This window comes from Bacteroides sp. 2_2_4, from assembly GCF_000157055.1.
Lineage (GTDB): Bacteria > Bacteroidota > Bacteroidia > Bacteroidales > Bacteroidaceae > Bacteroides > Bacteroides ovatus.
On the sequence record NZ_EQ973363.1, the window covers coordinates 302,435 to 317,454 of the forward strand.

General features: G+C 35.2%; 13 protein-coding genes and 1 pseudogene. All 14 read left to right on the top strand.

The window, feature by feature from the left end:
* Positions 1 to 621, top strand: a 621-nt coding sequence (locus tag BSCG_RS08285; RefSeq protein WP_305803631.1) for a 3'-5' exonuclease, incomplete at its 5' end; no start/stop codon positions are given.
* Positions 622 to 646: 25 nt separating this feature from the next.
* Positions 647 to 1,339: a hypothetical protein gene (locus tag BSCG_RS08280; protein WP_008776659.1), complete on the top strand. Its 693-nt coding sequence runs from the start codon at positions 647 to 649 to the stop codon at positions 1,337 to 1,339.
* Between the two features lie 266 nt (positions 1,340 to 1,605).
* Entirely contained in the window at positions 1,606 to 3,168 is a 1,563-nt protein-coding gene (locus BSCG_RS08275; RefSeq protein ID WP_004312304.1) for an ATP-binding protein, read from the top strand.
* A gap of 93 nt (positions 3,169 to 3,261) precedes the next feature.
* The gene (locus BSCG_RS08270) at positions 3,262 to 4,164 is read left to right on the top strand and encodes an Rpn family recombination-promoting nuclease/putative transposase (protein WP_008776660.1); all 903 of its coding nucleotides are present in this window, start codon (positions 3,262 to 3,264) and stop codon (positions 4,162 to 4,164) included.
* Between the two features lie 708 nt (positions 4,165 to 4,872).
* Complete coding sequence (locus BSCG_RS08265; protein ID WP_008776661.1) at positions 4,873 to 5,913, top strand: transcriptional regulator; 1,041 nt, start codon at positions 4,873 to 4,875, stop codon at positions 5,911 to 5,913.
* A gap of 174 nt (positions 5,914 to 6,087) precedes the next feature.
* A complete protein-coding gene (locus tag BSCG_RS08260; RefSeq protein WP_004312293.1) occupies positions 6,088 to 6,312 on the top strand; it encodes an NVEALA domain-containing protein in 225 nt (74 codons plus the stop codon).
* Positions 6,281 to 7,363 (top strand): BF3164 family lipoprotein, encoded by a 1,083-nt coding sequence (locus BSCG_RS08255; RefSeq protein WP_175285328.1) that lies wholly within the window; start codon positions 6,281 to 6,283, stop codon positions 7,361 to 7,363. Before BSCG_RS08260 ends, BSCG_RS08255 begins: the two co-directional genes overlap by 32 nt.
* 207 nt (positions 7,364 to 7,570) lie before the next feature.
* The gene (locus tag BSCG_RS08250) at positions 7,571 to 7,813 is read left to right on the top strand and encodes an NVEALA domain-containing protein (protein ID WP_004312299.1); all 243 of its coding nucleotides are present in this window, start codon (positions 7,571 to 7,573) and stop codon (positions 7,811 to 7,813) included.
* Positions 7,814 to 7,818: 5 nt separating this feature from the next.
* A complete protein-coding gene (locus tag BSCG_RS28895) occupies positions 7,819 to 8,046 on the top strand; it encodes a hypothetical protein (RefSeq protein WP_008648128.1) in 228 nt (75 codons plus the stop codon).
* 335 nt (positions 8,047 to 8,381) lie between these two features.
* Positions 8,382 to 9,431, top strand: a complete 1,050-nt coding sequence (locus BSCG_RS08245) for a BF3164 family lipoprotein (RefSeq protein WP_008648127.1) — start codon at positions 8,382 to 8,384, stop codon at positions 9,429 to 9,431.
* An 8-nt stretch (positions 9,432 to 9,439) separates the two neighbouring features.
* A complete protein-coding gene (locus tag BSCG_RS08240; protein ID WP_050428049.1) occupies positions 9,440 to 10,327 on the top strand; it encodes a DUF1573 domain-containing protein in 888 nt (295 codons plus the stop codon).
* Between the two features lie 19 nt (positions 10,328 to 10,346).
* A complete protein-coding gene (locus tag BSCG_RS08235) occupies positions 10,347 to 12,353 on the top strand; it encodes a hypothetical protein (RefSeq protein ID WP_032849629.1) in 2,007 nt (668 codons plus the stop codon).
* Positions 12,344 to 14,215: a glutaminase domain-containing protein gene (locus tag BSCG_RS08230; protein WP_008648121.1), complete on the top strand. Its 1,872-nt coding sequence runs from the start codon at positions 12,344 to 12,346 to the stop codon at positions 14,213 to 14,215. The genes BSCG_RS08235 and BSCG_RS08230 overlap by 10 nt, the downstream gene beginning before the upstream one ends.
* Positions 14,214 to 14,315: pseudogene (locus BSCG_RS30525) on the top strand (signal peptidase I); the annotation flags it as partial. The gene BSCG_RS08230 and the pseudogene BSCG_RS30525, both read left to right, overlap by 2 nt.
* Positions 14,316 to 15,020: the final 705 nt, after the last annotated feature.

Here is a 15,020-nt window from a genome sequence, read left to right on the forward strand (position 1 = left end):
GGTCTGGAAGAAAACCTGTTTCCCAGTGGGATGGTAGGAGATTCTCCCCGGGCACTGGAAGAAGAACGTCGTTTGTTCTATGTAGCTATTACTCGTGCGGAGGAACATTGTTATCTGTCTTTTGCCAAAACCCGTTTCCGTTATGGAAAGATGGAATTTGGAAGCCCCAGTCGTTTCTTGCGTGATATCGATGTTCATTACTTGCAATTGCCGCATGAGGCAGGAGTGAGCCGTGCTGTCGATGAAGGTGCAGGACGTTTCCGTAGAGAGATTGAAGGAGGATTCACCCGTTCAGCTTCTCCGTCGCGTGCCCCTTTCGGAAGTACATCTTCCGAACAACGTGAACGTCCGAAAGCACAGATCATTGCTTCCAGCGTACCGAGGAATTTGAAGAAAGTTAGTACTGTTAGCCCAAGTAGCGGTGCACAGGCAACCTCTTCCACTTCGCCATCGGTAGCAGGAGTACAGGCCGGACAGATGATAGAGCACGAACGTTTCGGATTGGGTGAAGTGATTAAAGTAGAAGGAACGGGAGACAATGCGAAAGCAACTATTCATTTTAAAAATGCGGGAGACAAACAACTATTATTACGTTTCGCTCGTTTTAAAGTGGTAGAATAAATAATAACACTAAATAGAGAGACTCATGAAGAAACAACTAACAGTAATTTTGCTTTCCGCTTTGATTGTGAGTGGATGTGCGTCGGGGCGTATGGGAAATCCGGGAGCTATCATGGCAGGTGCTTCTATCGGAGGTAGTCTGGGAAGTTCGATAGGCGGACTTATCGGAGATAATAATCATGGCTGGAGGGGCGGTTACCGTGGTTCTGCTATTGGGAATATTGTGGGAACCATTGCCGGTGCGGCTATTGGAAACGCGTTGACGGCGCCGAGGCAAGAGCAAATAGAGGAAGATGCGTATATTCCTGAAGTACGGGAAGTGCGTGTGCAAAAGTATAAGAAACAGCCGCAAGTGCAACAGCCTATTTCTCGACTGAAGTTGCGCAAGATCCGTTTTATAGATGATAATCGCAGTCATGTGATTGATGCGGGAGAAAATAGCAAGATAATCTTTGAGATTATGAATGAAGGGAGAAATCCTGTTTATAATGTAGTTCCTGTGGTAGAAACGGTGGGGAAGGTGAAGCATCTCGGCATTTCTCCTTCCGTGATGGTGGAGGAAATTCTTCCGGGTGAAGGCATCCGTTATACCGCTTCCATTCATGCAGGTGAAAAATTGAAAGACGGTGAAGTGACATTCCGTGTCGCAGTGGCGGACGAGAATGGAATGATTTGTGATTCGCAGGAATTTACCTTGCCTACACAGCGCGGAAACTAGAGTTAAAAGCCCGAAATATTCGGTTTAAATATAGTGACGGTATTTGCCTTGGATAGTGACGCTATCCTAAGCATATACCGTCACTATATTGGTGGGATAGCGTCACTATTTTAATGGCTATTAATAAGGTAGTTCTTTAGATAAGTTTATGTGAATCGAACAATGCAATTGAATGATATTGTAGGGTTTTATAATAATATTAAGTGTCATGTAATCATTTTATTTCGTATCTTTGTTCATATTTCCAATAAAAGCATTAGAGTGGTATGAAAGAGACATTTAGAAGATATCCTATCGGAATACAGAATTTTGAGGATTTACGTAATAATGATTGTGTGTATATTGATAAAACTGCATTAATTTATCATTTGACTCATACAAATAAGATTTATTTCCTTAGTCGTCCGCGTCGCTTTGGAAAAAGTCTTCTAGTCTCTACTCTTGAAGCTTATTTTTCCGGAAAGAAAGAGTTGTTCGAAGGATTGGCTATGGAACAGTTAGAGAAAGAATGGACTGTTTATCCTGTGTTGCATATTGATTTTAGTAGAACGAAATACACCACAATCGAAGATTTGCAAGAGCAATTGAATCTTTATCTAAGCGAATGGGAGAGGACTTATGGGAAAAATGAAGAAGAAACGAGCTATGCAGCCCGTTTAACCGGTTTGCTTCAACGAATCTACCAACAGACAGGAAAGCAGGCTGTTGTATTGATTGACGAATATGATGCACCTTTATTGGATAGTAATAGCGACTCTGCTTTACAAGGACAATTGCGAACTGAAATGCGGAAGTTTTTCAGTCCTCTTAAAGCGCAAGGGCAATATCTTCGTTTCTTGTTTCTGACAGGAATCAGCAAGTTCAGTCAGATGAGTATATTTAGTGAGCTGAATAACTTGCAGAATATCAGTATGAGCGATGATTATAGTGCTATTTGTGGTATTACAGAGCAAGAGTTGCTAAGTCAGATGCAACCGGATATTGAGAGGATAGCTCAAGCGAATAATGAAACCTATGAAGAAGCTTGTCGGCATTTGAAACGGCAGTATGACGGTTATCATTTCAGCAAGATTTGTGAAGATATTTACAATCCGTTCAGCCTTTTCAATGCATTTTCGCAAAGAGATTATAAGAGCTTTTGGTTTTCTACCGGCACGCCTACTTTCTTGATTGAAATGTTACAGCGAATGGACTTCAGTCTTACTCTATTGGAAAAGATGGAAGTGAAAGACGAAGATTTTGATAAAGCGACAGAGGTTATTACCGATCCGATTCCTGTACTTTATCAGAGTGGCTATTTGACTATTAAAGGATATGAACCTCTCTTTCGTACATATACATTAGGTTATCCCAACGAAGAAGTTAAGATAGGCTTTATTGAGACTCTGATCCCTTCCTATCTCAATCAACCGACACGTGAAAGTAATTTTTATGTAGTCTCTTTTGTAAGAGACCTGATGAAAGGTGATATTGAGCAGTGCCTTCTTCGTACCCGTTCTTTCTTTTCTTCTATACCTTATGATTTGGAGAATAATCAGGAAAAGCACTATCAGACTATTTTCTATTTGTTATTCCGTTTGATGGGGCAATATGTGGATGTAGAGGTTAAGAATGCTATTGGTAGGGCTGATGTGGTAATCAAGATGCCTGATGCGATTTATGTGTTTGAATTTAAGGTAGACGGAACTCCCGAAGAAGCGTTGGCACAAATTAATAGTAAACAGTATGCCATTCCTTATGAGGTAGAGCATCGCAAGGTTGTTAAAGTTGGAGTGAATTTCGATAGTACAACGCGGACTTTGGGACAGTGGAAGATAGAATATTCTTAGTAGAAAGAAATTGAAGCATATATACTTGAAATCAAACATTTTCTGCTTACCTTTGTTAGCTTGAAACAAGATAACAAGAAAGGAGACGAACTTATGTCAAGTAATTATATTCGTTTCGATTGGGCTATGAAACGTTTATTGCGTAATAAAGCCAATTTTGCAGTTCTTGAGGGCTTTCTAACTACTCTTTTGAATGAAAAGATAATCATTCGGAAGCTTTTAGAGAGTGAAAGCAATCAAGAAGATGAGTTTGATAAGTATAATCGTGTAGATATGCTTGCTGAAAACTCGAAAGGTGAACTTATTCTGATTGAAGTTCAGAATAATAATGAGTATGCTTATTTTCAACGTATGCTGTTTGGTACTTCAAAATTAGTAACCGAGTATATTAATCGTGGAGAAGGTTATGATAAGGTACGTAAAGTATATAGTGTCAATATTGTCTATTTTTCTTTAGGTAGTGGCAAAGATACCGTATATCACGGTAAAACGGAATTCCGGGGAATTCATCAGGGAGATATGCTTGAACTGACTCCTTTTCAAAAACAAACTTTTAAAGTGGATACAGTAAGTCAACTTTATCCTGAATATTATATTTTGAAGGTCAATGATTTTAATCAGGTAGCTAAAAGTCCGTTGGAAGAATGGATCTATTATCTGAATACAGGTGATATTCCTGATAGTGCGACTGCTCCAGGTTTAACAGAAGCCCGTGAACGATTAAAACTTGACAAGATGACTAAAGCAGAGCTTGATGCTTACTATCGCCATTTGGATAATATTGTCATATTAAAAGATAATATATTCACTGAACGTGCTGAAGGACGCGCAGAGGGTCATGCTGAAGGGCGTGTAGAGGGTCGTATGGAAGGTATTAATGAAGGTCGTCTGGAAGAGAAAAGGGAAGCTGCAAGCAATATGAAGTCTTTAAATATTCCTCTCGATGTTATTTCGCAAGTCACAGGTTTGTCTATAGAAGAGATAAAGGCGTTGTAATAAACGCCTTTATATAATTGTTAGTATCCTATATCATCTTAGACATGATATAGGATTTTTTATATATAGAAGTCTTGAAATGAGAACATACATAAAAATAGGATATTTTATGCGTTTCTCCTGCTTGAATTTAAGACAGAGTCTTGTATGCAAATAAATATGTGAGTAATTAGGGATTATGGAAATCCGTGGTGCTTTATTTTATATTATTTGGATGCTTATTGTTTGCTGTAAAGAGATTATTTGCGGATATTCGTTTGATTATTTGATAAGTACTTTCTTTTTGCTATATTTGATTTGGATGGAATATAGTGTGAAATAGCTGAAAATATACCGATAAATTTGGGTCTCACCGATGAATGTATTGTTCCTCGGTGAGGAAGGAAGCGACGCACACCGGGCAACGAGTCGTTCCTCGGTGAGGAACAAAGCTTAGTTAGCGGTAAATAATTCGTTTTTTATCCCTTATTTATGTAATATTTAGTCTGAAAACGGTATATTCTTGCATTGATTTATGCATTTATTTCTCTTCTTGCTTTTATTTTGATTTAATATTTATAGAGTGAATCTTAAAAATAGACTAATTTCTTTGGTTGGAAAGATTATTTTTGATATAACCAAAAACTCAAAATAGTTTTTATATTGTCTGTCAATTATTGCAAATAATGCTACCTTTGTGCTATTCAAACAGATAAAATAAGTCACGCTATGAAATTACTAACGAAACTAAGCGGTACAATTACATTTAAAGATAAACAAAAGATGCGCCTTTTGCTAATAATATTTATTCTGGAGATAGTATTATTTTTCATTCTAGGACAATTATATTGTGAGGCTAGAAAAAAAATGTTCAGTGAAAGAGTGGAAAGTGTTTTTAAAGCAGTTTTTTTGCAACATTTACAAGAAGATGCTTTTGATGGTTATTTTTACACTAGTGGGAGGAAACAGCGATTGGAGGAGTATCCTGATACGGTTTATATAACAGATGAAAGTGGAAAACGTGGATACTGCTTGGATAAAGAAAAAAGTTCTAAAAATGTAACATCTGATCCACGATTAAGTTTTTTACATACTGCTTATTTATCTAAACATCCTTTAGTAGTGGACTCTTTATATGAAAAATGGCAACTGCATTTGAAGCAGCAAAGTTTGTCTGGCACTTTTGCATTGCAGCTTTTGGTATCCGATAAAGATGAAAATATTACAGAAAGTGTATACCCTGACTCTTTTTTACATGAAAATTGTATACCAGAATTCGATATTACGGCAGGTTATCGTTGCGAGGTTGAAGTAAAAGGCTTTTTCTACTTTTCATTTTTTACTCTTGTGGGTGTAAGAGGCTTTGTTTATGGCTTTATTTATTGGCTGTGTGCAGTTATTATTAATATAGTGATATTTTTTAGAAAGAGATGGCAAAAGAACATTGTTGTTCCTACCTCTGTTCATATTTATCAAATGGACCAAGATATTATGTTTGATGCAGATTTGAGAAAGCTTATATTTGGTAAAGAGGAAATTCAGATACCACCACAAACAGCTATTTTATTAAAACATTTTTTAGAAGCTCCAGATTACATATTGAAAGACAAAGAAATCAAGAAAATATTTTGGTCGGATAAATCAAATAATGATCCGAGACTTCATAATGCAATAAGTCGTTTGCGAAGAGTTTTTGAGAATGTTCCATCTATTGAGATTCAAAGGTATGAAAATATTGGATATCAATTACAAATTAGAAGGAACAAATAAGAAACTATAATTTCCGATGAAATGGGATTTTTTTGAATAAGAGCCTTATCTCTATGATAGTATATATAGTAGATAGATTCGGTTAGATAGAAATGGATAGATTAATCTATTGGTGGTTGTAATCCAATTGCCTACTTTCGTTTCCATTAATTAATCGATAAAACTATAGTATATATGAAGAAACTATTATTCTTTTCTATTCTGATGATGGCGGTTCTTTCTGTAAATTACTCATTAAAAGAACCTCGAGTAAATACATTATTATTAGATAATATTGAAGCTTTGGCGGCTGATGAGCAAGATGTGCCTACTAATTGTTGGGGCAGTGGTTCCGTAGATTGTCCGGTTACAAAAGTTAAAGTAGAATATGTTGCTACCGGATATAGCCTTGAAAAATAGTATAACTCTCCTGTTTCTTTCTTTTTTCTTGTTTATCTCTTGTGACCATAAGCATAAAGAATATGCAAAGGGTGTATTATTCTATTCGGGATTTCCGCACGAGAGAGAATTAATAGGAGAAGTAATTGAGCTTGATACAGCCTTGCTTCGTTATCCGTTTAGGATACGAATCGAAGGAGATAGAGTCATTGTGATGGATTTACATGGTCTTGATCATTATGGACATTTATTCCAATATCCCAGTTATCAGTATTTATCTTCTTTTGGCAAGCGTGGTGATTCACCTACGGAAATGTTATCATTGGAGAACTTTCGTTTACAGAATCATGTAGTCTGGACATTGGATGCCAATAAAAGTGAATTAACTAGGTTAGACTTTTCTTCATCCGGTGATTCACTGCTTCGTGACGAAACGGTAACATTGGATGAAGATATACTTCGACCACTTGATTTTGCTATATATAATGATTCAATGTTTATTATTCCTGATTATTCCGGTGAAAATCGTTTATGTCGAGTTAACTGTAATGGTAAGCTTATAGATAAGATAGGAATTATTCCGACTATTGATGAAAAAGCATTGGAAAATGCTCGTCCGGCGTTAGCCCAAGCATGGAGGAGCTTCCTTGACTACAATCCTAACAATGGAATACTGGCGGTAGTCACCCAGTTGGGAGAAGTCCTTGAGGTCTATAATTTGAAAGATAGTACTCATGTTGTTCGTATAGGTGAGTATGGCGAACCTGAATTTAAAATATCAGATGGATATGGTATACCAACGGGTATTATGGGATTTAGTGATGTACAAGTAACAGATAGTGCCATTTATACTGTATTTCATGGAACGTCTTTTAAGGAGATCGCAAGACAAAGCGGAAGGCTTCCTGATGGAGGAAAATATATTTATGTATTTAGTTTGAAAGGAGAACCGTTATGTAAATATGTGCTCGACCATTATATATATGGTATTTGGGTGGATGAAGCTACGAAAACGATAATAGCGACAGATGTAAATAATGATGAGCCAATACTTAAGTTTAACTTTGGCTGAATGAGATAATTAACTTGATTAAAAGGAGCAGGATGATGAGTTTGTTTATCTTGCAGGATTTGCTTACATATCACCTGCTCCTAAATCTTTAAAAAAGATTCGGATGCAAACATAAGAATAAAAATTAATGTAGCAAACTATTGCTATTCTGTTGAAATGATAGATGCAGAAGAGAAAAATAAAATGTAATTTAAAGATTATTGAAGAATGAAAAAGAAAGTATTAGGTGTGATAGCAGTTGTTGCTGTCGCTGCTATTGCGGGATATAATGTATATACTTCGCAGAATGATGTGAAGTTGTCTGACTTGGTGTTGAGCAATGTGGAAGCTTTAGCTAATGCAAAAGAAGGTGGAAATGAATGCATAGGTTGTGTTTATACAAGATTGCAAATTTGTCGAACGTTAGGAGATTGGGGTGCATGCCTTGGTGAATATCGTCCATATATTTAAATATTATGAAAGCTAAAAGTTTATATGTTGTAGTAGGTATAATTTGTTTGTTTATATCTACATTTAGTATATATAATTGGAATACTAAAAGCTCTTCTGCCTTGTTACTTTGTAATGTTGATGCGTTAGCTAATAATGCGGAAGTGGATTTTGACTTTTGTGTAGTTACATCAGGTATTTGTGTGATATATAGTGATGGGCTAGCTATAAGGGGCTATAAACTATACCAATAAATTCTAATGAAGGTGATGAAAGTGCATGGAAAATATGCTTGTTAACATTTACTTAGAGTTTGAAACTATACTTTCATCAGTATAATTCTGTATATTATTGCTATAACTGTTGGTTTTTAATATCCTCTTGGGATTGGGGCTGAATAAAAAAGGTCGAAAACTTGATTTTTACCCCCTCTACAGGTATCTGGAGAAGGGGTAATTGTGAAAAAATCTTTTTAGTCAGCCCCAATTGAAGTGTATTGACAACTTCTAGATTTGTTATGCATAAATAAAGCCGATTAAAATATAGCTTTATAAAAATATTCTATAAACTATTATGAATTTAGTATATTATGAAATTGAAATATGTTTTTGTGTTGATTTTCTTTTGTGCATGTAAAAATGTTAAAACAGACTGTCAAATAGACGATTTGTTTACGAATAGGATATTCTTGGAATATGAAAAGATACCATCAAACGGTTATATTTGGGGAACTCCAATGGATATGATATATTGTGATTCAGCAATTATTGTTTTCGATGAGAAGTCTGAAGATGGTTTATTTCATTTGGTCGATTTGAATGATCTAGATTCAATATATGATTTCGGAAAGAAAGGGCAAGGTGTTAATGAATTCTTAATGCCTTTTGATATACAGTTATTTGGTAAGAGCTCCATAAGTGTTTATGATTTATATAAAAAGACTTTGAATGTTATGAACATATCAGATGTGAAAAATCGAATTTCGAACTTTTCAGTTTTAACTAAAGATACTATTCCTGGGACTATTAAAGTGTTTCCTACAGCATTTAATACTTTTGTATCTTTGGGATTTTACGAAGACTGTATGTTCAGACTTTGGGGTACTGGACTAATAGAAGAAGAGCATTTTATGGAATATCCATATAAAGATGGAGATGAGAAACAAATAGCAAACAGGTTGCGTGGTATGGCTTATCAAGGTATTATCCGTTTAAATCCATTTATGGATAAATTTGTTTATGCAGTAAATACTTCTGAAATTATTCATTTTTATAAAATAAATAATACTGATATTTCTTTAATAAAGAAATATGAAATGAACTACCCTATTTATAAAACTCAAGTTGAAGGGGACATGCGAGCTGCCCCAATTTCATCTTCCAATAATAGTACATTTATAAGTTTGTGTATTTCTCCTAAATATGTATATGGACTTTATTCAGGCAAAAATTTTAAAGAAAATGGTTTAGAAACACTTGCAGGAACAATAATTTATGTTTTTGATTGGAATGGAGAAGCCATAAAAAAGTATGAACTGAATGTGCCAGTTACACTGATTAGTGTGGATAATAAAGATGAGATGTTGTATGCTTTCTCTAATATGCCTGATCCTGAATTAATAAGATTTAAAATAAAATAGATAAACATATGTATAGAATGATTGTTATCTCTCTGATTTCTTTTGTTATATGTTTTTCTTTGTTTTCATGTTATGAGCATGATGAAAAAAAAATAAAGAGGTTAGTTGAAGAATGGACTTATAAGGAAATAGATTTTCCTAGTGTTCCTATTTTTACGAAATTTGCTAGAGATACAATTATGGGGTATTATGAAAGAGATTGTGACTACAAAATATTAACATATGTCGATTCAATCGGTTGTATGCGGTGTCACTTAAGTTTTAGTGCATGGAAACCTTTTATTGAATTGCTAAAAGATACTTGTCCTTCATGTAATGTTCTTTTTTTTATTCATCCTATGAGCAGGAAAAATATTGAGTATTTACTAACGAAAGAAGGCTTTGATTATCCTGTATGTATTGATGAGCATGATAGTATCAATAAGTTGAATCATTTTCCTATAGAAACGATCTTTCAAACATTTTTGTTGGATAAGAATAATAGGGTAGTTGCTATTGGCAATCCTATTCATAATCCTAAGATAAAAGAACTTTATTTGAATATTATTACAGGGAAAAAATCTCTGTTGAAGGAGATTGATAGTAGAACTCCAACAACAGTTGTTTTATCTACATATCAGTTCAATATAGGAACTTTTAATTGGGGAAAAAAGCAATTTGTAGAGTTTTCATTTACTAATTCAGGTGATAATCCGTTTGTTGTAGAAGAAATTTATACTCCATGTGGGTGTACTACAGTGGAATATTCTAAAGAACCTGTTCAACCAGGTGGAAATTTGAAAGTGAAGGTGGAATATCAAGCTGAACATTCTGGGCATTTCGATAAAACGATAACCGTGTATTGTAATGCAGAAGGCTCTCCGTTCCATTTGAAAATTAGTGGAAATGCAAAATGAATAATTAAGAAAAGGTTTGATGAAGTATTTGGGATATATTCAATTTATAGTCTTGGTGCTGTTTATTTGGCTAGGATGGCAAATAATAGATAGGATTACATTCAGAGAAGAAATGATAACTCCTCTCGGAGCTGCTTTGCAATCTGCTAAAAACAACAGGAAAGAATTGGAAAAAGTACTCCGTCATTATCAAAAGAATCCTGCTGATAGCCTAAAATACAAAGCTGCTTGTTTTCTAATTGAAAATATGCCTTTTTACTCTTATTCAACAAGCAAGCAGTTAGAAAACTATAAGTCTTATTATGCATGGCTGAAAAAGAGTAGAGGACAGACAGCGAAACAGGTTGCGGATTCAGTCAAGAAAGTATATGGTCCGTTAGGAGAACCTGAAAAGAAACATGATATAAGAGAAGTGGACTCCGCATATTTATGTAACAATATTGAATGGGCATTTAAAGTTTGGCGAGAACAACCATGGGGCAAAAATGTTTCTTTTGAAACTTTTTGTGAGTACATATTGCCATATCGCATTGAGGATGAAACACTCGAATATTGGCGTGAAATGTATTATGAAAAATATAATTCATTGCTGGATTCATTAAGGATGTCTGATGTTTTGGATAAAGAAGACCCTATTGTTGCTGCAAAATATTTGAGAGACAGATTATTGGATAAAGAACATTATTTTACTTCTACATCACCTGCGCTTATGGGACATATTGGTCCTAGATATGTACAATATATATCTGGAAGTTGCAGAGAGGCAACGGATTTTGGTATCTATTTGTTCCGATCCTTAGGGATACCCTGTGGTGTTGACTTTGTACCTATGCGTAGTGGCGTGAATGCCGGACATTTTTGGCTAGTTGCATGGGATAAGAATCAAGAAGCTTTTGCTGCTGATTTTCCAAAAGCCTTTGAACGACAATGTGAAAATATGTGGTATAAAGAGGAGAATACGGCCAAGGTATATAGGAATACTTTTTGCGTCAATAGAAAAATGTATGAAGAAATGAGAAAGTATGAAGAAGAACTATACCCATTTTGGCGTTTACCAAAGTTTGTAGATGTAACTCGTGAATATGCTTATTATTATAAAAAAGAATTAAAAATACCTCCATCAAAAATATATAGAGAAAAATGTAACGGGAAGATTGCTTATTTGTGTGCAAGTAAACGGGATAAATGGGTTCCGGTTGCTTGGACGGAATATGACGTCAACAACATGACATTCAGGAATATAAAAAAAGGAATGATTATGCGGATAGCAACTTATGAGGAAGGAGTGCTCCATCTTGTAACGGATCCTTTTTATGTAGATCCGCATACCAATGAACTTCATTTTTATTCAAAACATGAAGAAATTCAAGATGTAGTATTGTATTCTAAGTACAATATTTTTAAAGGAGAAATTCATCTTAGAAGAAGAATGTTGGGAGGGGTGTTCGAAGGGAGTAATCAGCCTGATTTTTCAGAGAAGGATACTTTGTTTATGGTGCAAAAGGTGCCCGGTCGTTTGAAAACGGTTGTACGGAGTTGGTCAGATAAGAAGTATCGTTATTTTAGATATTTTGGAGCCAAGAATACGTATTGTAATGTGGCTGAAGTTGAATTTTATGAATGTAATGACACTTCTGCTTTGAAGGGAAGCATTATAGGAACTCCTTTGGAGGATACCGATAAAGGATTGAATTATTACAATGTTTTTGATGGCAAAACTAAGACTTCTTTCAACTATTCCAGACCGTCCGGTGGTTGGAGCGGGTTAGATATGGGAAGGAAAGTACGGGTAGATAGAATAGTTTATACACCACGTAATAGAGATAACTATATTCGCCCTGGGGATACATTCGAGTTATTATATTGTGATAAGGAGTGGAAATCAATGGGAAAGAAACAAGCTCTTTCTGATTCATTGGTTTATTCGGGTGTTCCTAAAAATACACTTTTATTATTGCGAAATCATACTCGCGGGGTGGAAGAAAGAATTTTTGTTTATGAAAACGGGAGGCAGATATGCAAATAAATAACAAAATCGGGTGGGGGATAAGAATAATATTTTTATGGATGATCTTTTCTTTACATGCATGTTGCAATGATAAAGAGGAGAATGAAGTTATTCCTATATGTATTGCGTCCAATCATTCATTAATGGCATTGGTACCGGATTTTTCTATCCAAACTGTTGGAAATACATTGCATACAAAATATCCGAAGTTATCAAGAAATAAGGAGTTTCCGATGATCGGAATTTTAAAAGTAGATGGTAAATCTTATCGTTTTATGGGAGGTGATTCGTTGCGTCCTTTTCCACTAGTACCTCTTTCTACAATTAATTGTGGGTGGCCTGCTAGATACTCTTATTTGCATCCAAAGGATGATTGGATGCGGAAAGAATATGATGATAAGGAGTGGTATAACGGGTTAGGAGCTTGGGGAGCAGAGAATCGTCCTTATCCTATTCACTCAACATGGACCGTAGCCGATATTTATATTCGCAGACATTTTAACATAAATGATAAAAAGAAATTGGAAGGATATAAATTATATGTTTGTTCTAAATGTGATGACCATGCAGAAATCTATTGTAATGGAGAACCTATTTATCAGGTAGATTATTTTAGCAATAGAATTGAATGTAAACAACTCTCCGATGAAGTAGTTGCAAAGTTACATAATGGCGATAATGTGATAGCCGCACATGGGTGGAATACGAAAGAAAATGCTCTGTTGGATTTTGGATTGTACATGGAAAATAAAACCTATAACGATGTGGATATGGCAATATTGAAACAAATGAATGTACAAGCGACGCAAACTCATTACATTTATCAATGTGGAGATGTTGAGTTATACCTTGATTTTGTTTCTCCTTCTTTGTTACTAGAACAATGTTTAATGGGATGTCCGGTAGGTTTTATTTCTTATCAAATTCATTCTGGCAAATCAGAAATTCATGATGTAGAAATTTTATTTGATATAGATACAGAATGGATGTTTGGGAAAAATAGAGTAGAAAGCCTGTCTGAACAGGATTGGTGTATTGTCAAGTCTGATAGCTTGTATATGGGGATAGCTGCTGAAGAAACGGCTTATTCATATAATGAAGGGCATGTGCTGCTTTCGCAGAAACTGGGGAAAAACAAGAAAGATCAGGGTGTATTACTTTTTGGCTTTAATGAAGGGAAGGGTTTGCAATATGAGGGGGAAATTCTACATCCTTATTGGAATAAGGATGGAAAAAGAGAATTGAAGGATGCTTTGTTGTTTATCGGTGACAATTATAAGAAATTAATGAGGGAATGTGACAGGTTGGATGGGCAGTTGAACAGGCGAGCTTTTCAAACGAGAATCCCATCGTTTGCACGCCAGATGATTTTAGATTATCGAAAATTTATATCGGAGCATCGTTTTGTAATGTCTCAAAGTGGTGATTTGTTTTGTTTTGGAGATACTTTGGCCAATGTGAGAGAATCTTATAGTAACTTTCCGATTTTATTGTCTCTTAATCGTATGGATTGGATGAAAGGCCTTTTGGAACCGGTTTTTGAATATTGCGAGAATGATTATTGGAGGAAAAGTTATCCTCCTTATGATATAGGAATCTACCCAATTGCTAATCGTCAGGTGAAAGTTGATGATTATGCAGTGGAGATGGCTGCTGACATGTTAATAATGATAACTGCTATTGTAGAAGCAGAACAGGATTTCGGTTATGCTGATGCGCATTGGAATCTGTTGTGTTTATGGGCGGATTATTTGCGGGAGAAGATGAAGAAAGAAGTTTATCCCTGTGGAGGGTTGTTGAATGAGGATGATGAACGTGTGAAATGCGTGTTGGGGCTTATGGCTTATCGTAAACTAATTCAGCTGAAAGAAAGCGTATGAAGATTTCACTATTCATCGGATGCCCGGATGGGGAAATTTTAAGAGAAATGATATACTGGTTTTTAATTTTCCTTATCAGAAAAATCGTTGGGATAGAATTATGAAGAAAATCAAATGAAAAATGAAACATAAATTGATAAAAACCGATATAGCCTTCACCCTTCACAACTCCTTATTCATGAGGGATAGCGGGTGAAGGGCCACCTTTCACCCATCCTTTACGGATAAGTGTTGTTTTGTAAAATCTAAAGTTGTGCTTTAGGAGTTGCAAAGCATAGCTTTAACCTGCTTAAAGCGGTGCTTTACAAAAGTCTAAAAGTTTGTTTCAATCATCTAGCGTCTTTTTCACAAACATCCCGATGTTTGTTTCAAACCTTAGGAAGAAAAAACAAGATGCTATGAGCATAATTGAATTAGCTATAATGAAAATCGGATTAGCTATAAGAAGAAACTGGTGAAGAGGTGGTGAAGGAATCCCCTTCACCACCTATCCCCGATGAATAGGGAGAAGTGAAGGGTGCAGCTATAATCACTATAGATAGGATTTAAGCATGAAAAAAGTTGAAATTGATACGAATGACAAAAAAGAATATGGTAGATGTGATAACTCTTACAGGAGTTGAAGCCATCTTGAGCGTAGTATTTTTATTTCGATGATGGCTCTGTTTGGAACATATTATTGGAAAAATAATCAATATGGTGCTTGTAAGGAATGGTATCGTAATAAGATGTTATATAATATAGGTGCATATCAATATAAGAGAAAAATTAAAAGATTAAATAAGATAGATCGGAATTATCCCTG